The organism is Photobacterium piscicola (assembly GCF_900166965.1).
GTDB classification, from domain to species: domain Bacteria; phylum Pseudomonadota; class Gammaproteobacteria; order Enterobacterales; family Vibrionaceae; genus Photobacterium; species Photobacterium piscicola.
This window is the reverse complement of the sequence record NZ_FUZI01000001.1, coordinates 841,163-866,772: the sequence shown is the minus strand read 5'-3', so window position 1 is coordinate 866,772 and position 25,610 is coordinate 841,163. Positions and strand designations below refer to the sequence as shown.

Annotated in this window: 25 protein-coding genes, 1 pseudogene and 1 riboswitch; of the genes and pseudogenes, 13 read left to right on the top strand and 13 right to left on the bottom strand. The window is 38.6% G+C overall.

What is annotated here, in order from left to right:
- Positions 1 to 236: 236 nt before the first annotated feature.
- A complete protein-coding gene (locus CZ809_RS04035) occupies positions 237 to 1,349 on the top strand; it encodes an NADH:flavin oxidoreductase (protein WP_080156129.1) in 1,113 nt (370 codons plus the stop codon).
- A 273-nt stretch (positions 1,350 to 1,622) separates the two neighbouring features.
- Positions 1,623 to 2,297, top strand: a complete 675-nt coding sequence (locus CZ809_RS04030) for a DUF3313 domain-containing protein (RefSeq protein ID WP_080156560.1) — start codon at positions 1,623 to 1,625, stop codon at positions 2,295 to 2,297.
- A gap of 67 nt (positions 2,298 to 2,364) precedes the next feature.
- On the opposite strand, the gene CZ809_RS04025 is transcribed toward CZ809_RS04030, so the two are convergent.
- Complete coding sequence (locus tag CZ809_RS04025) at positions 2,365 to 3,498, bottom strand: ribosomal protein uL16 3-hydroxylase (RefSeq protein WP_080156128.1); 1,134 nt, start codon at positions 3,496 to 3,498, stop codon at positions 2,365 to 2,367.
- A 217-nt stretch (positions 3,499 to 3,715) separates the two neighbouring features.
- Positions 3,716 to 5,182, bottom strand: a complete 1,467-nt coding sequence (locus tag CZ809_RS04020; RefSeq protein WP_080156127.1) for a C69 family dipeptidase — start codon at positions 5,180 to 5,182, stop codon at positions 3,716 to 3,718.
- 221 nt (positions 5,183 to 5,403) lie between these two features.
- Here CZ809_RS04020 and CZ809_RS04015 point away from each other — a divergent pair, with 221 nt between their 5' ends.
- Entirely contained in the window at positions 5,404 to 6,303 is a 900-nt protein-coding gene (locus tag CZ809_RS04015; protein WP_080156559.1) for a DMT family transporter, read from the top strand.
- A 70-nt stretch (positions 6,304 to 6,373) separates the two neighbouring features.
- Here the strand turns inward: CZ809_RS04015 and CZ809_RS04010 are convergent, their stop codons facing one another.
- On the bottom strand, positions 6,374 to 7,495 hold the full coding sequence (locus tag CZ809_RS04010; RefSeq protein WP_080156126.1) for a TDT family transporter: 1,122 nt from the start codon (positions 7,493 to 7,495) through the stop codon (positions 6,374 to 6,376).
- A gap of 338 nt (positions 7,496 to 7,833) precedes the next feature.
- Between CZ809_RS04010 and CZ809_RS04005 the strand changes: the two genes are divergently transcribed.
- The 4 genes from CZ809_RS04005 (at position 7,834) to CZ809_RS03990 (ending at position 9,414) form a co-directional block, all read left to right on the top strand.
- Positions 7,834 to 8,154, top strand: coding sequence for a hypothetical protein (locus CZ809_RS04005; RefSeq protein ID WP_080156125.1), 321 nt, complete (start codon positions 7,834 to 7,836; stop codon positions 8,152 to 8,154).
- Between the two features lie 135 nt (positions 8,155 to 8,289).
- On the top strand, positions 8,290 to 8,571 hold the full coding sequence (locus CZ809_RS04000; RefSeq protein WP_080156124.1) for a hypothetical protein: 282 nt from the start codon (positions 8,290 to 8,292) through the stop codon (positions 8,569 to 8,571).
- 98 nt (positions 8,572 to 8,669) lie between these two features.
- A complete protein-coding gene (locus CZ809_RS03995) occupies positions 8,670 to 8,987 on the top strand; it encodes a YbjQ family protein (protein ID WP_080156123.1) in 318 nt (105 codons plus the stop codon).
- A gap of 58 nt (positions 8,988 to 9,045) precedes the next feature.
- Positions 9,046 to 9,414: a DUF3703 domain-containing protein gene (locus CZ809_RS03990; RefSeq protein WP_080156122.1), complete on the top strand. Its 369-nt coding sequence runs from the start codon at positions 9,046 to 9,048 to the stop codon at positions 9,412 to 9,414.
- A 100-nt stretch (positions 9,415 to 9,514) separates the two neighbouring features.
- On the opposite strand, the gene CZ809_RS03985 is transcribed toward CZ809_RS03990, so the two are convergent.
- Positions 9,515 to 10,015, bottom strand: coding sequence for a peptidylprolyl isomerase (locus tag CZ809_RS03985; protein ID WP_080156121.1), 501 nt, complete (start codon positions 10,013 to 10,015; stop codon positions 9,515 to 9,517).
- 148 nt (positions 10,016 to 10,163) lie between these two features.
- Here CZ809_RS03985 and CZ809_RS03980 point away from each other — a divergent pair, with 148 nt between their 5' ends.
- Entirely contained in the window at positions 10,164 to 11,138 is a 975-nt protein-coding gene (locus tag CZ809_RS03980) for a Gfo/Idh/MocA family protein (protein ID WP_080156120.1), read from the top strand.
- Positions 11,139 to 11,291: 153 nt separating this feature from the next.
- On the opposite strand, the gene CZ809_RS03975 is transcribed toward CZ809_RS03980, so the two are convergent.
- Both CZ809_RS03975 and CZ809_RS03970 read right to left on the bottom strand, forming a co-directional pair.
- Positions 11,292 to 12,896: an ABC-F family ATPase gene (locus CZ809_RS03975; protein WP_080156119.1), complete on the bottom strand. Its 1,605-nt coding sequence runs from the start codon at positions 12,894 to 12,896 to the stop codon at positions 11,292 to 11,294.
- Positions 12,897 to 13,107: 211 nt separating this feature from the next.
- Positions 13,108 to 13,755, bottom strand: a complete 648-nt coding sequence (locus tag CZ809_RS03970) for a MarC family protein (RefSeq protein ID WP_080156118.1) — start codon at positions 13,753 to 13,755, stop codon at positions 13,108 to 13,110.
- Positions 13,756 to 13,994: 239 nt separating this feature from the next.
- On the opposite strand from CZ809_RS03970, the gene CZ809_RS03965 reads away from it, so the two are divergent.
- The gene (locus CZ809_RS03965; RefSeq protein WP_080156117.1) at positions 13,995 to 14,315 is read left to right on the top strand and encodes a YkgJ family cysteine cluster protein; all 321 of its coding nucleotides are present in this window, start codon (positions 13,995 to 13,997) and stop codon (positions 14,313 to 14,315) included.
- 109 nt (positions 14,316 to 14,424) lie between these two features.
- Here the strand turns inward: CZ809_RS03965 and thiE are convergent, their stop codons facing one another.
- The 7 genes and pseudogenes from thiE to thiD form a co-directional block, all read right to left on the bottom strand.
- Positions 14,425 to 15,096 carry a thiamine phosphate synthase gene (gene thiE, locus CZ809_RS03960; RefSeq protein ID WP_080156116.1) on the bottom strand — a complete coding sequence of 224 codons (672 nt, stop codon included), beginning with the start codon at positions 15,094 to 15,096 and terminating at the stop codon, positions 14,425 to 14,427.
- The gene (thiM, locus tag CZ809_RS03955) at positions 15,093 to 15,926 is read right to left on the bottom strand and encodes a hydroxyethylthiazole kinase (protein WP_080156115.1); all 834 of its coding nucleotides are present in this window, start codon (positions 15,924 to 15,926) and stop codon (positions 15,093 to 15,095) included. The genes thiE and thiM overlap by 4 nt, the downstream gene beginning before the upstream one ends.
- Positions 15,919 to 16,632 (bottom strand): thiaminase II, encoded by a 714-nt coding sequence (tenA, locus tag CZ809_RS03950; protein WP_080156114.1) that lies wholly within the window; start codon positions 16,630 to 16,632, stop codon positions 15,919 to 15,921. Before tenA ends, thiM begins: the two co-directional genes overlap by 8 nt.
- Before the next feature lie 11 nt (positions 16,633 to 16,643).
- On the bottom strand, positions 16,644 to 17,606 hold the full coding sequence (locus CZ809_RS03945; RefSeq protein WP_370738012.1) for an ABC transporter substrate-binding protein: 963 nt from the start codon (positions 17,604 to 17,606) through the stop codon (positions 16,644 to 16,646).
- 64 nt (positions 17,607 to 17,670) lie between these two features.
- A pseudogene (locus CZ809_RS03940) lies at positions 17,671 to 18,396 on the bottom strand (ABC transporter permease); the annotation flags it as partial.
- Between the two features lie 70 nt (positions 18,397 to 18,466).
- The gene (locus CZ809_RS03935) at positions 18,467 to 19,234 is read right to left on the bottom strand and encodes an ABC transporter ATP-binding protein (protein WP_080156113.1); all 768 of its coding nucleotides are present in this window, start codon (positions 19,232 to 19,234) and stop codon (positions 18,467 to 18,469) included.
- Positions 19,224 to 20,066, bottom strand: coding sequence for a bifunctional hydroxymethylpyrimidine kinase/phosphomethylpyrimidine kinase (gene thiD / locus CZ809_RS03930; RefSeq protein ID WP_080156112.1), 843 nt, complete (start codon positions 20,064 to 20,066; stop codon positions 19,224 to 19,226). Before thiD ends, CZ809_RS03935 begins: the two co-directional genes overlap by 11 nt.
- 108 nt (positions 20,067 to 20,174) lie before the next feature.
- A riboswitch (TPP riboswitch) is annotated at positions 20,175 to 20,275 on the bottom strand.
- A gap of 680 nt (positions 20,276 to 20,955) precedes the next feature.
- On the opposite strand from thiD, the gene CZ809_RS03925 reads away from it, so the two are divergent.
- The 4 genes from CZ809_RS03925 to CZ809_RS03915 all read left to right on the top strand — a co-directional run bounded on the left by CZ809_RS03925 (position 20,956) and on the right by CZ809_RS03915 (position 25,511).
- Positions 20,956 to 21,801: a hypothetical protein gene (locus tag CZ809_RS03925; protein ID WP_080156111.1), complete on the top strand. Its 846-nt coding sequence runs from the start codon at positions 20,956 to 20,958 to the stop codon at positions 21,799 to 21,801.
- Positions 21,802 to 22,520: 719 nt separating this feature from the next.
- A complete protein-coding gene (locus CZ809_RS21290; RefSeq protein ID WP_210434263.1) occupies positions 22,521 to 22,763 on the top strand; it encodes a hypothetical protein in 243 nt (80 codons plus the stop codon).
- Positions 22,744 to 24,642, top strand: coding sequence for an NACHT domain-containing protein (locus CZ809_RS03920; RefSeq protein WP_210434262.1), 1,899 nt, complete (start codon positions 22,744 to 22,746; stop codon positions 24,640 to 24,642). The genes CZ809_RS21290 and CZ809_RS03920 overlap by 20 nt, the downstream gene beginning before the upstream one ends.
- Complete coding sequence (locus tag CZ809_RS03915; protein ID WP_080156110.1) at positions 24,639 to 25,511, top strand: RelA/SpoT-related domain-containing protein; 873 nt, start codon at positions 24,639 to 24,641, stop codon at positions 25,509 to 25,511. Before CZ809_RS03920 ends, CZ809_RS03915 begins: the two co-directional genes overlap by 4 nt.
- The last annotated feature ends 99 nt before the right edge of the window (positions 25,512 to 25,610 follow it).

Sequence of the window (25,610 nt, the reverse complement as noted above, 5' to 3'; positions counted from 1 at the left end):
AGTATATTTAAGTGTTGTAGCATATTAAATTATCAGGATGGCTGGGGATCATAGTCGATACAACTGACATTATCTTAATCCAGATTAAAGATTTTTAGATGTAGTCACGGTATTATTCATGTCAGCTTAGCGTTTATGATAACAACACATAAAAAAGAACAGCTCAATAATGCTGTTCTTTTTGTTTTTATGGCGTTGGTGAAAATAAGACGACATGATATTTAAGAGGACGTGATTTGAGTACTTTATTTACAGAAGCCCGTATTGGCAACATGGCATTAAAAAACCGCTTTGTTCGTAGTGCAACATGGGAAAATATGGCAACAGAAGATGGCCATATGACCGATAAGCTTTATGCTATTTATGAAGAGCTTGCACAAGGTGAAGTGGGGCTGATCGTAACGGGTTATGCAAATATTGTCGCAGAAGAAAAACCCAATGCTGGCATGATGGGGATGTATAACGACTCGTTTATCGAAGAATATCAAAAACTGACTGATCTTGTTCATCAATACGATTCTAAAATCGTGATGCAACTGGCTTATGGTGGCACTAAAACCACTTACAACCTTGGCGAGCGGGTGATCTTTGCACCTAGTGCGGTGTGCGAGAAAGGCACTCAAACATTAGGCCAGACTATGACTCAAGCTGACATTGATTATATTGTTGAAGCTTTTGCATTAGCGACTAAACGCGCTCAAGATGCGGGGTTTGATGGTGTTGAAATTCATGCGGCACATACCTATCTAATTAACCAGTTTCTAAGCCCGTATTATAATCAACGTGATGATCAGTATGGCGGTAGCCTTGATAATCGTATGCGCTTTCTATTAGAAATTTACGCGAAAATTAGAACGCTAGTCGGCGATGATTTTCCGATTTTGGTGAAATTAACTGCCTCTGAATTCTTTGATGGTGGACTAACGTTTGCTGATACGCGTCTTATTTGTAAAAAGCTAGCAGCGGTTGGTGTGGATGCGATTATTATTTCAGGTAACGTGCATGGCAAGGCTGACACTATGGTGGGCGAGTCTTACGACGGTTACACCATTGAAGCTGAAGGTTACTTCCACCAATACGGTGATGTGATCAGCCAAGATGTTGATGTGCCAGTGATTACTGTTGGTGGCTTAAGTGAGTTTGATGCTATTGAAGCGATGGCGAATAATACAGGTATTGAATTTTTCGCATTATCACGCCCATTACTGTCTGAACCTAAGTTAATTAAACGTTGGTTAGAGGGGTATAAGGCTGACGTTGAATGTGAACGTTGTTCAAAGTGCCGTACTCGTCGTGGTAATTTCTGTGTGACAAATAAAACTCGCAAAGCAGAATTAGCCCGCTTATAACTAATGATTTCATTTGAATAATTAAAAAGAGCTAACCTATGTGTTAGCTTTTTTTTTACTGGTATTATTGGATGCGTTTGGTTGAAGAGGTAACCTAAAATGAATATTTGTGAACGTTTGGTATTATTTATCATTAACAGAGATCCTCACAAATTATTTTCATTTTGTGCTGCTCAATCAGCAGAGATCAGTACTATTACCTTTGCATCATGTTGATTATTAATTTATAGTATGGAGTACTGTATTTTCACTACATGGATGCAAGGTGAAGCAATGAGAAGCAATATTTGGTTATTAATGCTCGTTATTTTAGGTGTAGGTGGTTGTGCTAATAATCACCAAATAGTGAAACCAAAGACATTTACAACCTTTGAAGATTTTCGCCAAGGCCCAAAGGATGGGGTTGATTTAGTGTGGGCACAACGGGGTATATTTAATCAGCGTTCACTGCAACGTAAAATAGCGCAGTACGATAATATTATTTATGATCAGGTGTATATCGTGCTTGATAAAGAAAAAAGTGATCACTTATCAGAAGCTGACATTATTATGATAAAAGATTACTTTATCAATCAGTTAAAATCGCTAAATACAAAGCTAACCGTTGTTGAAAAGCCACAACCTAAAACATTACGGGTGACGATTGCGATCACCAATGTGCAAACACCTAATCCTATTTTAGCGATCACAAGTAGCGTATTACCTGTAGGGTTGGGGATCTCAACCATTTCAAAAGTGCTTACAGGTGAGCATACCAATGTTGGTTCAGCGTCAATGGAAATATTGATCAGTGATGCGACAACTGGTGAGCCAATTATGGCGGCGATTGATCGTAAAAGCGGCAATAAAGACTTGAGTACGATGATTGATTCTTCTGATGATATTAAAGATGCAATTAATTGGTGGGTAAAGCGATTATCTCTGACTCTGGCGCAATATAAACAGTAATTGTCTAATATAAAAATAATAAAAGAGCGGCGATTAACATTCATTAATAGCCGCTTTTTTAATTTAGTTATTCAACAGGATACCAATAACCAATATTAATTAGCTGGGTTAACATGGCTAGAAATGCTGGGTTATCAAGTTGTTCACCTAATTGTGCATGAGTGATTTGTTCTTCATCACACAATAATTTAGCGGCATCAGCACACTCTGGCGGTAATTGATATTGTTCACCATTAATATAGACAAGGTGAGCTTGATCGGGATGATAAAACGCACGTAAACCACCAATACGTTTAAATGCTTCACCGTCTTCTAAGAACTGATAAGTCTCGTTATTTTGCCATGGCGGCTCAGATGCCATTACATCAAGTTCATGACGATTTTGTGTTAGATGCTCACCTAACCATTGTTTTAATAATTGTGGGTGATCCAGCACACTACGCATCATGTTTTCTAGATCTTTGGCTTCTTCTGCCAAAATAGCACCGTTGTTAGCACGAGCTGGTAATGCTGGATTATGGTAGTGCACATCACCAATATCATTCGCAATCACAAAGTCGGCATAACTGCTCAATAGTTCTTGTTTCTTTGGTGAACGGAAGCCTACGGAAAAACTCATTGATGTTTCAATTGCGTAGCCATCATGCGGGAAACCTGGCGGAATATATAAAATATCACCAGGTTCTAAAATATCGTCAATAATTGGCTCAAAACCTTTTATTTGACGTAATGCTGGATGGCGACATTCTTCTTCGTAATCGTCTTTTTTAGGGCCCACGCGCCAATGACGCTTACCTGAACCTTGAGTAATGAATACATCATATTGATCGATATGAGGACCAACACCACCGCCAGGGGTTGAGTAGCTGATCATTAGATCGTCTAGTAACCAACCGGGTAACTGACGAAATGGAGTGATCAGTTGCGCAGCACCTTCATGCCAATGGTTTGCCGCTTGAACAATGAATGACCAATTATCTGCGGGTGTATCATCAAAAGTCAGCGGTCCATGACGCACATCCCAAGTGTCGGCTAATTTAGCGATATAACGCGAATCAACTTCTTCTTCCATTGCCAGTCCAGCGAGTTCGTCTGCTGAAATAGGATCGACAAAGTTTTTAAAACCGCCTTTGATAATGGTGGGTTTCTTTTGCCAAAACTCGGCAAGAAATTCTTCAAATGAAAACGTCAATTGGTACATATTATTCTATTTATTGTTGAGCTGGATGGTGATTATAACGTAATCCGTTAGTGGGGATATGATTTGTTTTTGATGGGGGCGCGGGTGGGGAAGATTAAGATCAAGCATGAGCCCTTGCTGAATGTAACAAAAAAGCGCCAACAATGACGCTTTTAAAGGTTAAATAAGTACTAAGGTTTAATGCAATTTCAAACTATACATTAGGTTACGTTTCAGGTTATGCCCCTGCGAAGTGTGACGCCATATCTGCTTTTTGAGTTAGTGTCGTAAACAATTCATTGGTAACTTTTAATGCATTATCTGTGGCAGTTTTTTCAAATTTATTAATTAAAGCTGTCGCTTGTTCTGGATGCTGCTTATAAAGGCTAAGGTATTTTTGTTCCATTATTTTCTGAGCAATAGCAGTATCAGTTTCGTATTTATCGTAGGCAGCACGAATAATAGGTTCGTTTTGTTTCCAATTCGCCATACCTAAGGTTTGTAGTTTACGCATATCCCAGAAGATAGAATCATTACTCGCGACATCTGTACCGATATCATAACCATATGGAATTTCAGTGGTTCCTTGATAGAAAGGAATGTAAACCCCAAGCGCAGTCATACCCAGATTAATGTATTCTGTTTCACCAATCGCAATCGGTAGGTTTGGACGTACTTCAATGATATGTGATTCAGCACAACGGAATACCGAAATTGGACGATAGTGACCGAGTGGATCCGCATTTGCATATGGGTCCATCGCAGTGCCTTGATAATGATTACGCATAATTTCTTCCACTTTTTGAAGGGAGATTTTATGTGTCGGTGTTAAGAAGACTGGGTAGTTTGGTTGGTCGCGATCAATTTGTGTTTTAAGGCTTGGGTTTAGAATATGTTGTGCAATCCATACGCGAGGGTAGTTATAAGTGATATTTTCTTGGCCGCCAGTGGTGGCATAAGCATCATGGAAATCAAAAGGTTGATTAGCTTTTGCAACATACAAACCATGTTGTTCAGCAAAAGAAACTAATGTTGGAGAGGCGAGATAATCACTGTTATTCGGTAGATATTGTTTTAAACGTGATTGGTTACCTGAAATGAAATAAGCATCTTTAGGAATTTTACGTGCCATCCATTGATGACCACTGCCTGTTTCTAAATACCAAATTCCGGTTTTATCAATAAATCCAACCCCAAAGCCTTGTGATGCTCCTCGCTCTTCAATGATTTTACCTAGTAACTCAACGCCTTCTTTAGCACTGTGAATACGAGGTAAAATCACATTTTCGATTGAATCTTCATTAATACCATTTTTAACATTATAAGGGTCGACGGCCAGTGCGGCTTTTCGGTTAGTCAGACTTTCGGTCGATGTAATCCCTACACCTGCTGAGTTTAAACCCACTTCACCCATGGTTTTATCATGAGTATCCCAATCCTGCATTGATGTATAAGCCAATGACACTTTAGGGTAAGGATAAGTAAAACCATCAGTATTGGAATGGAATTCGCCTTTTTGATTTACTGCATGGGGGTGAAGAACAAAGTGTTTCGCCCAGATTGCTTTATAGTCTTCATTACGTGCCATGTAATAGGCACCATTGGTTGAAGCTTGATCACCAACAAGCAGAGTGGTACACGCACTTGCCGCTTGAGTACCAAGTAAACTGGCAATTGCACATGCTAATAAAGGTAGTTTTTTCATGGTCGTTAATTAAGTTTATAAAATTGATTTTTATTTTATGCTTGTTGGAATAAATGACCATATCAGTAATGACAATCTCATCTTGTTAATTTTCAGTTCATTTTTCAGCCGTAAGCACCAATATAATAATTCAAATCATAAAAGGTGGTGAGTGATATAACACTTGCGAGGTTGAGGTTTATTTTCATAAAATGGTCGTTTATGTTAATGAACTGCTTCCTATGCCCAATTTTTCTTTGAATAAAATACCTGTTGGCGTCAGATATATGCTGATGTCAGCGTTTGCCTTTGCATTAATGTCGAGCTGTGTGAAATTAGTCCATACTTATGGTATTCCGGTGTTTGAAATTGTTGCTGCGCGTGCAGTGGTATCATTGCTGATTAGCTACGCTGATGTTAAACGTAAACGGATTGATATCTGGGGTAATAATCGCAAGCTATTACTCACCCGTGGTATTACAGGTTCATTGTCATTAATTTGTGTATATTATGCGGTCTCAACGCTACCTTTAGCCGAAGCAACCATTTTACAGTACCTTAATCCTGTTTTTACGGCGGTGTTAGCGATCCTTTTCCTTAAAGAAAAAATCCATATAAGTACCATTATTTGTATATTGTGCTCAATTATGGGGTTATTACTGATGGTGGGGCCAGGACTGACGTTAGATCATGTTCAGCAGTTACCATTATTTAGTATTGGTATTGCACTGCTAGGGGCATTTGGTAGTGGGGTGTCTTATATTATTGTGAAGCGGTTGAGTAGCACGGAAGATAGTTCGGTAATTATTCTTTATTTCCCATTGATTGCCCTGCCATTATCAGTGCTATTACTGGGCGATGATTTTGTTATGCCAACTACAGAGGCGATGTTCTTATTACTTTTCGTGGGTATTTTTACCCAGTTTGGTCAAGTGGGCTTAACCAAAGCGATGAAAGTAGAAGTGGCAAGTAAAGCAACCGCGTATTCTTATATTCAAGTGGTGTTCTCGATCATTTTAGGTTGGTTAGTCTTTAGTGAAGTGCCGTCAGCATGGACGTTAGCGGGAGGTTCAATGATAGTCATAGGTGCATTAGTGAATGTTATTGGAAGCTTACGTGCTAATAAAGTAACGGCAGCCTAAGTTCCTGTTGTTCAAATAATCCTGTGATATGTAATTAATAACCATTAAATATCACAGGATGTGCTGACTATCAGTTATTGCCTTTTTTCGATTTAATATGCACTACAGCGGTTGGATTATTAAAAATCTTACCGTGTTTAAAGCCTTTGCATGTTCCTAAAGCAGCGGTGACCCATGCTAAAATCAAGAAGGCGAATAGAATAATGGACGCCCATTGAAAAGCAGGTAAACCAGTATGAAGTGCTAATTGTGTTGTGCCTGTTACACATGTACCTACGGGGAAGGTAAAAGCCCACCATGTTAATGCAAATGGCATTTTACGGCGCATAGCACGTAGGGTTAACAATGCTGCGACACAGAACCATAACATCGCAAAGCCCCAAATAGGCACGCCATATAAAATTGCCATCACATTCATTGCACTCGCAATAGGCTCATTGACAGTAAACATCGCCGCTGTACCCAGACAACCCGCCGCAGTAATTGATTGACCTAGAGGTCCTAATACAATCCATAGCGTTGGCACACGAGCACTACCTGACGTACCTGCGTGTGCTAAACGGCTCCAGATCAAAGTAATAATAATTACTGACGCCATTAAACTCATACCGAAACAGGCATACATGCCATAAAGTAAGCTTTGTTGTGCTGCAGAATGCGCCATGTGGGATAAGAACATTGAGCCAATAGTCGCTGATACCATTGGCGGAACAACGGGCATTAACCACCCCCCAAAAGCGGCATCGTCATGAACTTCATTATGAGTAAATAAACGGTAAGGAATAATAATGGCCGTGATAATGCCGCTGATAGTACCAATCCAAAAGAGTGGCCAAGCAATATTTAGGGCTAGATGTTGTCCGAAAAGGTGAGGGCCTAATAATAACGTACCGCCAGCAACGGTGAGAAATGCCATCGGTGGTGCACCAAAGAATTGGGACATCACTGGATCGTTAAATTGACGTTTAATGATATGGGGTTTAGCAATTGTTTGGTAAGTTTTTACGATAGTCATAACGATCAGCATTGCAAAAGCAATTAACCAAACGACGGTTGCAAATCCTACTAAGTCTTTGCCTATAAAAGGTAAACCTACAGCTGCATTGGCGATAATACCAGTACCCATAACGGATGCAAACCAATTAGGTCCCATCTCTTTTTGTAGCTCGATTTGTTGTTTATTTGTGGACATAAATATACTTTTTAATGAAAGTGTCATTGATTAATAGCGTATAGGATTTATCTTTTTAGATGAGATATGACATTACCTCTATCTTTAAATATCGATATAAAGATCAACTACAGCAGTTGTATTGTTATGTTTATTCAACGATATATAAACTATAGCGCTATTTTTTATTTTGTAAATTTGAATATAAATAAAGATAGGTTAAGTTTAACTTAAAGTATGTGGTTGTTTTTGCATACTTATAAATTGATATTTTGTTATTTTTTGTATTTAAAGTTCCTTATGATAGTAAACATGATGCGCTCTATACTCTGAGTTAATAATAAAAGTAGGCCAAGATAATGATTAAAATAAACAATGAAAACTATTGTGGTGAGATTAATATTGATTCAAAAATAACAGGTTATGGGGAAGTACAAGGTTATTCATGGTGCTTATCATCAACCTCGACCACTATTGTTATAGAGATCGCTGAAGATCAATCGATAGACAGTAAAAGCTTGCCACTTGTGGGTTATGGCTGTGGTGGTTGGGTTTATGAGCAGCCATTAACTAAAAATGAGAATGATATCTTAGCCATAATAAATACTGCAATGATGTTATTCCGTGATAATAAAATGACTTATCTTCCGGCTGTAACATGCAGTTGTAGTGATTTATAAAAATAACTGCTTATTTATTAAATTTATAGCGCTATTATTTTTTGTGCGATAAATCAAAATAGTGTAATGAAAAATACGTTTTTAGTGATGAAAATATGCTATTAATGAATAATCAATGATAGCAGTGAATATGTGATGGCTAAATATCAGTTTTTTTGTTTACCGCATTCAAATCGCGAGAAATTTACCTATTTAGATATGGCGGATAAGCAATTTATAACGCAGAAACAACAATTATTGGCAGCCGGGTTTGAGATTGAGGATGATGTGATTTTTGCTGACACTAGCGCAGAAGCGGTTGCGCATTTTAAGTCTAACTTTATTTATGTAATGGAAGAATACAATAACTCTAATGTTATTACAGCCATGATTAACTTGCTTATCTGTGGGTATAAGGCCATCACTAACAAGAGATAATATTATGCTCAATCAGTACAAAATAAGTGGTGATTGAGCATGATCGTGTATTTTATTGATGAATATTGAGTGCGTGATTTTAAGAGGAGTTTCACAAAATGATTTTTTCAACAATTGAAACCGTTCCTGGGCATGAGATTACCGCTATACTGGGTGTAGTTACGGGTAATGTTGTGCAATCAAAGCATATCGGCCGTGACATTATGGCAGGTTTAAAAACGATTATTGGTGGTGAGCTGAAAGGATATACCGAGATGTTTAATGAAGCTCGTAGCCAAGCGATGACACGGTTAGAAGAGGATGCCGCAGCATTAGGTGCAGATGCTGTTGTCGGTATTCGCTTTACAACCAGTGCAATCATGGACGGTTCGTGCGAACTATTAGCATTTGGTACAGCAGTAACATTGCAACCATAATAATAAAACAACCATTGTAGGCTAATTATTTAAGGATGAATAATGACTCGGAGGGACAATGAGTAATTTTAGTCACAATATCGCACCTTATATTAAAAGAGAAATGATGCGTTCGTATCGTGCTCAGAAAAAAGGTGATGTAGCGGCGGCATTTCGACATTTAGAAAATGCACATGTACTTGGGCAAGAATCCACATATTGGCATGTAAAGGTACATTACTTAATGTTATGTTGGGCATTAAAACAGCGTGATTTTAAAGAAATTACTGGCCAGTTGGTGCGCATTATTGGCGCGGTATGTTTAACTGCTATTGATAGCGCGCCAATTGGTAACACCGGTGGCAGTAATGTACATGCATTAAAAGTGATGCCGATATCAGCAGAACACGCTGAGATTATTCTGAAAACAAAATCGTTATCACGCTAATTAACCACAGTAATAGTAGGAGCGGTGATAATCATCATTCGCTCCCTCTTTATCCCTTTATCTATCAATACAATCAGTTAATTATACGAAAGATCACTCATTATTCGTTAATGATCACTTGATTGATAACGATAGCTTCACATGGAACATCTTCATGCCCTTGCATCGTTGTGGTCTTTACTTGCGCGATATGATTGACCACATCCATTCCGGCTGTCACATCACCAAAAACCGTATATCCCCAGCCATTATTAGTTGTTGCTGTGTAATCAAGACAATCGTTATCCGCGAGATTGATAAAAAATTGTGCGGTTGCTGAGTGCGGCGCATCAGTGCGGGCCATTGCAATGGTGCCTAACGTGTTTTTAAGGCCACGATTTGCTTCATTTACAATGGGATCACGAGTTGGCTTTTCGAGTAAATCAGCAGTATGACCACCACCTTGAATCATAAAGCCATTAATAACACGATGAAAAATGGTATCGTTATAAAAGCCGTCACGACAATATTGAATAAAATTACGTACAGTAACTGGGGCTTTTTGTTTATTAAGGCTGATGTCGATATTGCCGACATTGGTGATCAAAGTAATACTAGTCATGAGGATTATCTAGTTAAGATGGTTGCTCGCAGTATACGTAATTTATATCATAAACTGTAGTTAACACAGATTATATATGCTGGTTATCGTTGGAATTCGCTATTTTTAATAGACAAACGCTATAAAGAAAATCAAAAGGACTCAGATAATGAACACGAACATGATCCGTTGGGGCATGATTGGCTGTGGTGCAGTAACCGAAGTGAAAAGTGGTCCTGCTTACCATAAAGTGGAAAATTTCACCTTAGCGGCGGTTACACGTCGCGACCAAGCCTTAGCTCATGATTACGCAACGCGACATAATATCGCGACGGTTTATGTGGATGCTGATGCGTTAATTAATGATCCTTCGATTGATGCGGTTTATATCGCAACTCCTCCTGATAGCCATAAGGAGTTAGCGTTAAAAGTTGCACAAGCGGGGAAGATTTGTTGTGTTGAAAAACCTCTTGCTCCCAGTTATGCCGATTGCCAATCTATTGTTGAAGCATTTGAAACGGCAGAAATACCTTTGTTTGTTGCGTACTATCGTCGTTCCTTACCGCGTTTTAATCATGTAAAACAGTTGCTTGAAAATGGTGACATTGGCGATATACGTCATATCAGTTGGCATTTGAATAAACCCGCAAATCCAATGGATCTTTCACAACAATACAATTGGCGCACCGATAAAATGATTGCTGCTGGTGGATATTTTGATGATCTTGCGAGTCACGGATTAGATTTGTTCGCGTATTTGTTAGGTGATTTTGCAACAGTAAAAGGCGTAGGCATTAATCAACAGCACTTGTATACTGCATTAGATGCTGTGAGTGCATGCTGGTTACATACAAATGGGGTGACGGGCTGTGGTAGTTGGAATTTTGGTGGTCATTCGCGCCAAGATAAAGTAGTGATATATGGTAGCCAAGGCGAAATACATTTTTCAGTATTTGATGAAGCGCCAATAGAGGTGATCACCGCCGATAAACAACAGCAGATCGTGATTGAAAATCCCACTAATATTCAGTTGTATCATGTGGATAATATGCGTAAACAGTTGCTAGAAGGTAAACAGCATCCATCGACAGGCGTAACGGCAGCTCATACTGGATGGGTAATGTCACAGATAGTAGCAAGCTAGTATGATAGGGTGTATATAGATGAGTGACGTTGTCACTTTGTGCGCGATGTGCAACTAAATAAGTTTTATTAAAGTAAAAGTAACAAAAGCAGTAAAAGTAATGAAAGAAATACAGCAAGTTATACCAATGGCATAACTTGCTGATCAGCGTTATTAAGCGACTTTTTCTTCAAGGGCAAGATTTGACATGTATTCGTCAAATGTACCGTGGAAGTTAACCACTTTTTTATCGCGAATATCAATAATACGTGTTGCTAGCGATGAGACGAATTCACGGTCATGGCTAACAAAGATTAACGTACCTTCGTACACTTTTAAGGCGTTATTTAGCGCTTCAATTGCTTCCATATCCATGTGGTTCGTTGGTTCGTCCATAACCAGAACGTTAATATTTAGCATCATTAGTTTGCCAAATAATAGACGGTTTTTCTCACCACCAGAACAGTTTTTTACTTTCTTGTTAATATCATCAGCAGTAAACAATAAACGACCTAGAATGCTACGTACGGCGAGATCATCATGATCTTTTGTACGCCATTGCGAAATCCAATCAAAGATACCTAAATCATTGTTAAACTCAGATGAGCTATCTTGAGGGCAATAGCCGATAGAAGCATTTTCAGACCACTTGATAACACCATGGTTGTGTTTTAGTTCATTGACTAAACAACGTAGCATGGTTGTTTTACCAACGCCGTTTTCACCGATGATAGCTAATTTAGAGCCCGCATCTAGGATTAAGTCGCCACCTTCAAATAAGGTTTCGCCATCAAAGCCATGAGCCAGTTCTTCTAAAATCAACGCCTGACGGTAAAGTGCTTTACCCGGCTTGAACTGTAATGATGGCTTTAAGCGGCTTGAAGACTTCACTTCATCAAGCTTGATTTTATCCATTTTCTTAGCGCGAGAGCTTGCTTGTTTTGCTTTTGAAGCATTGGCACCAAAACGGTTTACGAAATCTTGTAGCTCATTGATTTCAGCACTTTTCTTCGCATTTTCAGATAATAGTTGCTCTTGAATTAGCGTTGATGCTTCAATGAATTTCTCGTAGTTACCTGGGTAAATACGTAGCTCACCGTAGTCGATATCTGCCATGTGAGTACACACAGAGTTTAGGAAGTGACGGTCGTGAGAAATAATGATCATGGTACATTTACGCTGGTTTAACTCGCCTGCAAGCCAGTTAATAGTGTGAATGTCCAAGTTGTTTGTTGGTTCGTCAAGTAGCAAAATATCAGGGTTTGAGAACAATGCCTGTGCTAATAACACACGCAATTTCCAACCTGGCGCTACTTGTGACATTAAACCGTAATGCAGTTCTTCATCAATACCCGCATCAATAAGTAACTGTCCGGCACGACTTTCTGCCGTATAGCCATCCATTTCAGCAAATTCGCTTTCAAGTTCAGCCACAGCCATGCCGTCTTCTTCTGTCATTTCTGGCAGAGAATAAATACGGTCACGTTCTTGTTTTACTTTCCATAATGCAGCATCACCCATGATAACCGCGTCCACAACCGTGTATTGCTCAAATGCAAACTGGTCTTGGCTTAGGGTACCTAAACGTTGTCCTTGAGAGATAGACACGTTGCCCGCACTTGGTGTAAGCGCACCGCTAAGAATTTTCATAAAGGTTGATTTGCCGCAACCATTAGCACCGATAAGGCCATAGCGGTTACCGTTACCAAATTTAGCTGAAATATTTTCAAATAATGGTTCAGCACCAAATTGCATTGTAATGTTTGCGGTAGATATCAAGAGGTATTCCTAGCAGTTTTATTCGATGATTTTTTGGCAGTAACAGCCAAAAGAAGACGCACGAAAACAGAGATGATGTGTAAGGGGGCGCATTATACAGAAGTTTGTTTGTAAATGTCGAGGGCGAAAATGTAACCAATGTAAGATAACAGCCTTGTAAAAAGAAAGACTAAGGCTGTTATCAAGAGGAAGGGTGATGAATTTAAGTGGATTATTTCGCTAAGTTAGCAGTATCAAACAACAAGAAAGCATCATGTACGCCTTGAATTAACATTTGCATACCGATAACCGTTAAAATCAATCCCATTAGACGCGTGGTAATTGTGATCCCCGCTTCACCGACTTTATCAACCAGTTTCGGACCATAAAGAAAGCATACGAGGGTAATTAAACATAAGGTTGCAAAAGCCACAATTGTAATGATTGTATGTAGAAATGAACCTGAAGCTGAGTAATTCATCGCTGTCGCAATAGTACCTGGGCCTGCAAGAATCGGTAATGCCAGTGGCGAAATAGAAATGTCTTTTTCGTCGTTAGTATCATCAGTTTTCGATTCAGAATGCATTTTTGAACTATCACCTTGTAACATATGATAGCCGACTAGAAAGACTAAAATACCGCCGGATAATCGTAGAGCTGGTAGGGTAATACTGAATAATTCAAAGATCCCTTTACCTAAAAGACAGAAGGTGGCGATGATAAAAAAAGCGGCGGTAAGGGCTTTGTAGGCGGTCTTTTTACGTTGCTCTGGCGTTTGACTTCCTGTCATGCCGACAAAAACAGCGGTATTGGCAATGGGATTCATCATGGCAAAGAAACCCATAAATACCGTGACTGTCATTGTAGTAATATCGTGCATAACCATCCTTTTGGTTAAAAATTTGTTATTGATTTTATTACAATAGCATGGATTTTTAGGTTATGAACGTAAATCTATATAGGAAGTGAATAATATAAAAGTAATCACTAAAATAGGGGGGATATTTATTTTTATATTACATTTTGAATGAATAGCGATATTAACCATTGCTACGATGCCCGTGTTTTTAATAGAGGTTTGCGTTACTATGCGCGCAAGAAAACATGGCGATGATAAATATGACCATAGATATAACCAATATAAGCACTGAACCTGATCCAACCATGACTTGCAGTACGTGCCAAGCATGCTGTTGCCGTTTGGAAGTAATGATCATTACAGACACAGGTGTACCTGAAGAATACATTGATATTGATGAGTGGGGCGGTGAAGTGATGCTACGCCTTGATGATGGCTGGTGTGCCGCTGTTGATCGCGATACTTTGCTTTGTACTATTTATGAAAATCGACCGTGGATTTGCCGTGAGTTTGAAATGGGCTCGTATGAGTGCAGTATTGAACGAGCGACAATGCCACCACGAGCACCACAGCAAGATTAAAAGTAAGTCGATCGCTATTTTATATAATCTTTCAAACAATAACCAAGGTATATTCAGCTACCTTGATTATTGTTTGTTATTTATATTTATTGTAGAAACTAACGTTATTCTATTTATTTTGATGTTGTTTATTCGTGCTTATAGCAGCTAATATTTCTGTTGTCGCTTGGCAAGGATTGTCGGCATGACTTATTGCTGAAACAATCGCAACCCCATCAGCTCCTGCTGTCATCACTTCAGTCAAATTAGTGTGATTAATGCCACCAATCGCCACAATCGGAAATGGACATATTGCTGCTGTACGTTGCAGACCTTCCAATCCCCAATGAGTGATCAGATTGGTTTTAGTCGCTGTTGCAAAAATAGCACTGAGACCAATGTAATCAATCGGTAGACTGGCGCAGTCGGTGAGTTGTTGCTCAGTTTCAATTGACAGTCCAATCAGTTTATCTTTCCCTAACAGTTGTCGAGCCAGTGCAACAGGCATATCCGTTTGGCCTAAATGTACCCCATCAGCATCCACCGCTAAGGCAACATCTACTCGATCATTAATGATTAAGGGGATATGACGACCTGTTGTCGTATAAGCCTGTTGCAGAATCGCTTTAACGGTTTGAGCGCGCTGAATAAATGCTCGTACATCACCGTGTTTTTCACGAATTTGTACCATTGTTACACCACCCGCAACGGCTTCACGGACAACATGTTCAAGTCTGCTGAGGCTCTGCTGATCGTCAGTCACTAAATACAATAAGTAAGGATTGTGATTGCGGGTTATCATGACGCTACTACTGCCATATTTAGTCGCTGCTGAATTTGCTCAGCACTGATGTGATATAAACCATCAATAATATTGAGTTGTAATGATGCCGGGCCTGCTGATTGCTCGGCGGCGATTTCACCGACAATGGCATAGATTGCAGTAGCTGCCAGCCCTGAAGTTTCTCCAATAGCCGCAAATGCACCTGTTAATGCGGTTAATGAACAGCCCATACCAGTGATATAAGGCATCATGTGGTGGCCATTGCGAAGGCTGATGGTCTGTGACGCTGTCACTACATAATCAACTTCACCTGAGATAACCACATTAGCTTGGTATTGTGCGACTAATGCTTGTGCGGCGGTTAATGCGGTATCACTGCTATCAAGCGCATCAACGCCTTTGGTTTGGCTGGTTTCACCTGCAAGGGCAATGATTTCAGATGCATTACCACGAATGATCAGATTATTGGCATTCGCTGCCAGAGTGCGGGCAGTTTGGGTGCGTAATACACTTGCGCCACAGCCGACAGGATCTAACACTATCGGCTTATTATTGGCATTAGCTTGTTCAACGGCAAATAGCATCCGTTCAATCCATTCACTATCAAGGGTGCCAATATTGATCACTAATGATCCTGCAATGTGCATCATCTCAGCCATTTCTTGACGTGAGTGCGCCATAATAGGTGACGCACCAATGGCTAATAAGGCGTTGGCAGTATTATTCATCACTACATAATTGGTGATATTAACTACTAATGGTTTTTGTTCTCTGACCAGCGCCAGTGCCGTGATAATGCTTTCAGTTAATGAAGCTGAAGTCGCTGTGTGTTGTGATGAGTTATGCATTATCGACAGCTCCTGATTTATGGTTAATAGCCCTTGTGTTGCTAGTTCCGGCATTGAGCCCTTGTTGCCAGAACGCGATTTCCATTTCGGTTGCGACTTTAAAGGTTTGAACCAGTTGCTGACCTCGTTGACTGTGTAGCGAAATTTCTGCAAGGAGGTTATTAAGGTATACCGTCGCGGTGGCAACTCCTTGTTGATACTCTTCACCGCTATATAATGCAATCCAGCTATGGTAGGGATTATTGTCAAACACGGTTTTTGTATCATTAGCCAGCAAGTTGCCAATTTCAGCATAACCAATCGCACACGGCGCAAGGGCGACATATAAATCAATGATATCCCCTTGCATACCTGCATCTAATACATAGCGAGTGTAAGCGACTGTTGCGACATCTTCTGGCTCTTGTTCCATATCTTGTTCGGTTAAATGCCAAGCGCCACAGTAATCAATATGGTGCGCAATTTCATGATCCAATAAAGCGGTCACACTTGGTAGTGCTCGACGCATATCGGCTAAGGTGCGAGCTTTATAAATCGCTAATGCATAAGCGCGTGCATATTGTTTTAAGAATAAAAAATCTTGCTTTAAATAATGCATAAAACAATGGTGGGGCAGTGTACCTTGGCCAAGTTGCATCACAAATGGGTGCTGGGTATAGGTGGTCCACTGGGGTTGGCAAGCATCAATTAAATCTTGGTATGTCATGTGATCTCTCCTTAGAAGCTGCCAATATAATTTTTAGCTTGAGGCAGTTGCGTTATAACGTGGTGTTTAAATAGAAATTGGGCGTAATCATCGTAGCGTTTAAAGTCGACAGCCGCAGGACGCAAAGCAAACCGCGTTAAAGTGTCGTTCCATGCATTATGGTTAAGCTTGTTATCTAACGTATCGGGTGCGTATTGAATAAACTGTTTCCACGCAGCATCTGGATGATTGATGATATAGGTGGTTGCTTGTGCGATAGCAGTATTAAAAGCGGTGATCGCTTGGCGGTTATAATGTTTGCTGTTGGCAACAAAGATCAATTCATCATAACTAGGAATACCGTTCTCTTCAGGGAAAAAGGACGTAGTCGGGTAGCCCTCTAACGCTAATTGATTGGTTTCAAAGTTACGTAATCCACCCCAAATAGCATCAACTTTCCCTGATGCTAATGAAGATGATAGCGCCCAGCCGACATTAACGATATTGACATCGCTTAGTTTCACTCCGTGATCAGCAAGCATGGTGCCAATAGTTGCATCTTCATTACCTGCGACTGAAATACCAATGGTTTTACCTTTCAGTTGTGATAAATCAGTGATGCCACTTTTCTTTAATACCATCAATGTATTAAGCGGTGTCGCAATTAGAGTGGCGGTTTTAATTAAAGGTAAGCCAGCAGCGACATCAATCGTTAAATTGGGTTGATAAGAAACGGCAAGATCGATTTTATTGGCGGCGACTAATTTCGGTGGTAATGATGGATCGGCAGGTTGCTGAATATCAACCTCGATTCCATGCTGTTTAAAATACCCGCGTTCTTGAGCAATAATAATCGGACCATGATTTGGGTTAACAAACCAATCAAGCATTAGGCTTACTTTGGTGAGCTTTTGGGAAGCGGTTGCAGCTTCTGCACTCACCGATAGGCCAAACAGCAATAACATTGTTGAAGTAATTAACAAAATACGTTTCACAATAGATCCTTTAAATATTAAGTATTAAATGAGTACTGGTTACATTTTTCTATTTAAGCGGGGTTTACGGTTGCCACGGGATCAGGCGTTTTAATAATCTGTCCGTGATGAAATACAACGATATTGATAACAGCGATAAAATAAATAGCGCTGCGAACATTTCATCAATCATCATCCGTGCATTGGCTTGCAGCATTAAATAGCCTAAGCCTTTGCTTGCGCCCACCCATTCGCCAGCGACTGCGCCAATCGGAGCAATAACCACCGCGACTCGAATGCCAGAAGCTAAGGCAGGTAAAGCAGCAGGAAAGCGAATATATTTAAGTTGTTGCCATTTAGTTGCGCCCATGGTGGCTGATAATTCAAGGTAACCAGTGGGGGTATTACGTAAGCCGTCATAACAGCATGTGGTGACAGGGAAAAAGATAATTAACGCTGCCATTACTACTTTAGAACCAATGCCATAGCCTAACCACAGCATTAATACCGGAGCGATAGCAAACACAGGGATGGCTTGACTGGCAATCAGTAATGGTAATAACCATCGTTTAACGGGCTTAAACAGCAGCATTTGTAAGGCAAAAAATAGCCCTAATGATAAACCGAGTATCAGCCCTAGAATGATCTCTTGGCTGGTCACCCATGTATTGCTTAACAGAACGTCATAGCGGGAGACTAATCGCTGCGCTACAGCCAGTGGTGGCGGTAAAATAAAGCTCGGCAAGTGAAACACCATCACGGTGAGTTGCCATAACCCAAGTAGAACGCTAATACTGATCAGTAATCGTATCGGTGTTGCCAGTTCACGCTGTGGGTGCCGCTGTTGACGCGGCGATTTGGTAGCGATTAAACGGGTAATATCAGTCATGATCGTGTGCCAATATGTCAAAAATACGTTGCTGGTGGCTGGCTGATTCAGCATCAAAGCGCCGTGGTGGTAATGATGTGGGTAACGATAACGCAGTCGCAAAAGCGGGCTCGCCTTGCAAAATATACAGTTGATCACTTAATCGAATCGCTTCTTGAGGATCATGGGTTATCAGCACCACGGTTTTATGCTTGAGTAAGTTTACAAATAGATCTTGCAAGCGATAACGGGTGACGGCATCCAATGCGGAGAAAGGTTCATCCATCAATACAATCGGTTGGTCTTGTAACAGTGTTCTCGCAAGAGCTACTCGTTGGCGCATACCGCCCGATAATTGTTGTGGTAGTAGTTGATGTTTATCGGCTAAACCAACCTGTTCTAATAATGTCATTGCCCGTTGTTTTAAATTGGGTATTGAATCGTGATGACCGAACTTACTGCTAATACAAACATTGTCTAATACCGTTAACCAAGGCAATAACAGATCTTGTTGTGCCATATAAGCGACTCGTCCCGTTAAAGGCTGATTATCTGAAATAATCAGTTGACCTTGCCATTGGGTACTTTCGGTGAGTAATCCGGCTAAAAATTTGATCAACGTACTTTTACCACAGCCACTTTTACCGACCAGACAAGTCCATTTATTAGCGGCAATGGTTAAATTTAGGTTTTCAATTACCGCGTTATTTTGCTGGTCATTTTTCGTTGAGTGATAGCGTAAACTGCCATTAGTAATGGTGATTTCCAGATCAGCGCACATGATGATGACCTGTAAAAAAGTGATTCACAGGGCCGTGACCATGGCCGATATTGAGTTCATCGGCAGCGGTTATGGCGGCAGTAATGTAGCGTTTAGCCAAGGTAGTTGCCGTTGTAAGATCATTGCCTTGAGCTAAATAAGATGCGATAGCCGCAGACAGAGTACAACCCGTGCCGTGAGTGTTGTTGGTGTTAATGCGAGGGGTAGTGAGCTCAATAACGTCAGTGGTGAGAATGAGTAAATCAGTGCTATCACTACTTTGCTCTAAATGTCCACCTTTGAGTAACACTGCATAAGGATTAATCTCCCGTAACGCACTGATCATCGCTTGCATATCAGCCAGTGATTGTGGAATGTCTAAACCCGTTAATGCAGCAGCTTCTGGTAGGTTAGGGGTAATAATATCAGCCAGTGGCAGTAATTCTGTTTTGAGGGTAGTAATGGCATGTTGTTGCAAAAGCACATCACCGCTTGTGGCAACCATCACTGGATCAATGACTAAAAACTTCGGTTGATAATGACGAATTTTAGCCGCAACCAGTCGAATAATATCACTGTCGGCGAGCATGCCAATTTTGACGGCTTGAATATTTAAATCGCTGAATACGGCGTCCAGCTGTTGCTCAACCATATCAAGAGGAATGGCAAGTATGCCGCTAACGCCTTGCGTATTTTGGGCGGTAATCGCCGTAATAACCGAGCAAGCATAACTACCTGTTGCTGAAATGGCTTTAATATCAGCTTGAATACCTGCGCCGCCGCCACTGTCTGATCCTGCAATCGTCAATACAATAGGGGTAGTTGTGTGATGCGATGATGGGGTGTGTGACATACTTCATTCCTTACGCGCTAGCATGAGGAACAAGTTATCAAGCGAGGAAGTGTAAACTGCGGTATGAGAGTGTGCAGTTGACTCAGCTTGCATCTATTAACGTTGATAATCCGTTGATAGTTAGTTCCCTCCGCCAGTGTTAACTGGTTCAGGTTCAACGGGTCCCACCATTACAGTGATCTCAGCTTAACGCCCCCCGACTAATGGCAATTATCCTAATTCAGAATAATTTAATTGTCACTCTATTTTATTAAGAAATAACACGTTACGAATACTACGCGAGATTGTTAATACATAATATATTAAATTGGTGAATGTTTTATTGTTGTGATGGGGTGTAGTTTTTTATGTATCAACGATCGTCATTTTTTCAATTGTTCCTCCACTATGCTCCTATGTTTATTCTTTCAGATAACCCATACACTCAAAACAATAGCCGTCATTCCCTACAGTGAATGCCCGCGAGGGCGATAGGGAATCTACTTGCCGCGTGTTGAGTTTTTAAAGTAAAGATATAGCTGCCTTATATTCCTCAGCTATGTTCCTAAGTTCACTCTTTCAGATAACCCATACACCCAAACAGCAGTCGTCATTCCCTACAGTGAATGCCCGCGAGGGCGATAGGGAATCTACTAACCGCGCGTTGAGTTTTTAAAATAAAGGTATGGCTGTCCTATGTTCTGCTGACGACTACTAGTTGAAACCCCAGAAACTAGATGGCAAGTACCCGATTTTGTGATTACTATCGGAATTAATAACTAAAAATGTATCTGATTTATAATGATTTTTATATTATTGCGAGATAAATACGGGCGCGTGTTCAAAGAACAAATACGGGCAAGTTGTTAATATAATAAGTTGTTAAGCGTTTTATGGAGTATATATATCAATGAAAGATCATTTGGTTCCCAAAGTCGGACACCATCGACTTTATGACTTAGTTTCAGAAAAAACATCTCTTGAAACAAAAGCAAGTACCGCTAGATGGTATGCAGAAATGATGATCGATTTGTTTTTTAGTGCTAATGCAAAAGAAAAAGTCGGTGAAGACAAGTTCAACAAACTATCTCTTGGTGAGAAAATTAAGATTTTAAGAGAATGGTGCTCTGACGAGTTAATAGATGCTTTAAATTTGATCAAGCAATTCGGTGATATCGCATCCCACTACAACCCTAGTAAAACGATTAAAGAATCTGAAGTAAATAAAATAATCGTTAAGGCATTGTCTTTGTTCGATTATGCACTGATAGATTTGATGAAAGATGGTGGTATCCGTAAAACAGAAGTTACTGCCGTTTTGTTTTCTACATTTTTACCTTCTATTAGGGTCAGGGTTCTTAGTTCAATATTAGATCTTAGTGATATAAAAGGTAATTCCGACAACGATATGTTTCTTCTAGATAAGTTACTGTTGGCATTGACAAAAAATGGTGAAGGTAAGAAAGCTCAAAAATTATTGAGTAAATTACGCAAAGAAGAAAAAATTGGCGATTATCATCTCAGCTTCTGGTTAGAAAAGTTAGAAGTCATTCAAGGAAAAATAGATGAAGGAATATTACCAATTCCCGAAAATATTTCCGATTGTAAAAGAAACTTCGATGATGTTCTTAGTCAACTAACGAGTTTTGAAAAAGTTGAAAATCAGGCGCTTATCGATGTTTTTGATACGATGTTGTCTCAGGTGGAACCAAGTGATATGGGAGATAAAGTTCCTAACCTAATGGTACTCATGTAGAACGCTTAACAGATAAGGATATGTGTCGCGCAGCCGACACCTATCCGAAATGTTGGACAATCTCGAGTGGCTTTATATAAGTAAATATTGAAAATATTATAAAGTGTGATGCTGAAAAGAAGCCGAGCGTTATCCTTGTTGTGAACCAATCAATTTAATTCATTGTTTTATAATTAGTTCCTTTTTAATTATTACGCGTTAAGAAAACATAGGATATCCATAACTATCGTAATCCATGGCGGTACTCTAAAGATAGGACAGCCATAAAAGTGTTAATGGTTCAACGACCGTCATTTTTACAAATGGGGCATAGATGGGGACACGATTGTTTTAATACCCGCGAGGGCGATAGGGAATCTACTTGCCGCGCGTTGAGTTTTTAAAATAATGGTATGGCTGTCCTATGTTCTAGGTAATTTGTATCTTCATATTAAGTGCTGACAGCTGCTATTTAATGCTTATTCTCCACTGAAAAATTGAAAAATTGAAAAATTGAAAAATTGAAAAATTGAAAACAGGATAGCTATAAAAGCCGGCTGTCTTGTTTGTGGTTGTTTTTATGATCAGGAATTTACACATAGTGTGTTGAGATTTAGAAGTAAAATATTGATTTTCTATTTATTAATTTGAGAAATATGTAGGCTTATAATTATTGATTGAGCAAAATAGTGCTTGTATGCGATAATGGCGTATTGATGGTTTTTTAAAGAAATATTAACGTGTTAGATATAGGGAAGTTAAAAAAAGCTTATCAAAGATATGGTTTTGAAGTGCAACCTAATTTAGATGAAAATGTTGCTATCTTTTCAATAAGAACGGGTCATTATCATAACGCAGATATAATACCACTAAAGAATAATGTTGATGCCTCTAGAGTATTGAAGGAATTTCAAGATCTTGGTTATGCTTGCCAAACAAAACAATATCAATCGGTAGATGAAGTTGAGACAGCCATTATTTAATGGCTTTTTTAATATTGAGTCCACAAGAAAAAGGCTTATTAGAGACTATGATGAGTTTACTGATTCGTTAGTAAAAATTCATTCAGACAAAGCAACTTATACATATATTAAAACTCAATATTATGTAAATAATAAAGAGGGAAACCTTACTGTAATTCAAGAAATATTGGATCGTTTAGATACACCTAAACCTATATTATTCTTGGTTGAAGCAGCAGCTGGCTTTGGAAAAACTTGCTCAGCTTATGAATTAGTTAAAGAAATCACTAATACTAAAGAGTATCAATTACCACTTTTTTCTGAATTATCACGAAACAGACAGGCTAAAATATTTCGCTATGTTCTTTTAGATGAAATTGATAGAAGTTTTCCATTATTAAGTTCATCGCTTGTTAGAGCTGAAATAAAAAGTGGAAAAGTCCCAGTAATTCTTGATGGTTTTGATGAGCTATTACATGAATCAGCAACTGATGATAGTAAAAACTATGAAACAACAGAACCAATGCTTGATACAATTAGTGAACTCCTCACGGATAAAGCAAAAGTTGTATTAACAACTAGACGTACAGCTATATTTGATGGTGATGAATTTCATCATTGGATTGATAAACACGAAAATGATTTTGATGTAATAAGGTTAAGAATACAAGAGCCTTGTATTGAAGATTGGTTATCCTCCGAGAGGTTAGATCGTATTTCAAAGGCTGGTTTCCCTATTGAAAATCTTTCGAATCCAGTATTACTTTCTTTTTTAAGATGTATATCTAATGATGAATTTGATCAAGTGAGTCAAGACTCGACTAAACTAGTAGATAAATATTTTGATTCGATGATGGAGCGTGAAAGAAAGCGACAAGATTTGATGATGGAGCCAAAAGAACAATATAAAATATTAAGAACAATTGCAGATGACATGATACAGTTTGATTATACTAGTGAGTCAAGAGACTATATATATGCGCTAATATTAGACCATAATCAAGCATTAATTGAAACATCAAGGAAACATTATCCTGCTGAGACTAGACCAACGACAGATGAGTTAGTAAATAAGTTAACTAGTCATGCTTTACTAGATCGTAAGAGTATTGATTCTCAAGGAATAGGATTTGTAAATGAATTTGTTTTAGGTAATTTCTGTGCTGATTCTATTATAGAGGACTCTACAATGGAATGGGATGGAGATAAACGATTTATAGAACCTGCTATTCAAGCTTATTTGCCAAGGACTGAAGAAGAACGACAAATATTATGGGAGTCACTTAAGTTTGTTTTAGAATTTATTAATGGTTGTGACAAGGTTAAATATAACAAGTTATTGACAGATGAAATGCGAATGGATTTAGATGGTGAAACGGTTGAAGAATTAGCTATATCTGACATTCATCTTGGTAAGTTAGCTGATATTCAAGAGACTGTATTTATAGGTTGTAAATTTTCAAGCTGTCATTTTCATGTGGAAAATATTAAGAGTACAACATTTATTAATAGCAGTTTTTATCAATGTACAGTCGTTGGTGAATCTACTGATTGTAGTAATAATATTCATTTTTTGGGTTGTAGTGATGATAATGATTTTATCAATCTTATTAATCCGATAAAAGTAGATGAGGGTAATGATTGTAAGGATGAGTTTAATAAATGTGATATATATGTTTTAGAGAAATTTTATCCAAGAGGAAGTCAAACGTTTCATAAGCATAGAGCTATTGGTGCATTATGTACTAAGAATAAATTATTTAATCATTATGCTATTTTACAGTCTATTGAAAAGCTAAAGAAAGCAGGTTATTTATCTGTACCAGATAAAAGATCATTCCTTGAAATTAATATAGATCTTATAGGAGAAATAAAAATAGCTCTAGGGAGAACACAATGAAGAATTATGAAGAAGTTTTAGTGAAAATATTACATAGGAATATAGAGCAAGAACTTAATAGATTAGGACTTCTCTTTCGAGTTTTTTCAAGAGCGAAGACCTCATTATCAATAGATGAGAAAATAAAATTAAAAGGAGAGGGGCATTATTCTCAAGCAGGAAAGAAAATTCAAGACCTTTATGGTATCCGAATTGCTTTATATTTTCCTGATGATTTAAAAATAGCTCAAAAAGCAATAGCTAAATTATATACATTTATATCTCAAGAAGTAGATGTTACAAATATAACTCAATTTGAAGCTACAAGATGTAATTTTATATTTAAGCTTCCACAAGAAATAGTTAACGATAGTCAAGTGTTACGTAGTAATAAGTTGGTTGATGAGACGTTTGAGGTTCAATTTAGAACTATATTATCTGAAGGCTGGCATGAAGTTGAACATGATTTAAGGTATAAATGTAAATCTGACTGGAATAATCATAATGATTTAAGTCGTGCATTAAACGGTATATTTGCTAGTTTAGAAACTTCTGAATGGGGAATGATGAGGTTATTTGAAGATCTTGCTTATAGGCATTATAAGTCTAGAGAGTGGGCTCCAATGTTAAGAAATAAGTTTAGACTTAGAACTGGCAATGAGCTTACTCAAGCTCTTGAAGATATTATTAATAAAGATGATATAGGAAAAAAACTATACCGCCTAAATAGAGTAAAATTAATATTAAAAATATTAAATGGAAATATTAACATCCCTATTAACATAAATAGTTTGGTTTATATAGCAAACTATTATTTTATTAAGGATTCTCGTATCTCAGATATTATGCCTTATCCTATAAAAAGAATCTTAGATGAATTAGAAATATAAAAAGAAAAGACAGCCATAAAAGTGTTAATGTTTCAAAGACCGTTATTTTTTAAATAGGACATAGATGGGACATGACTGTTTTAATACTCTCGATGGTTA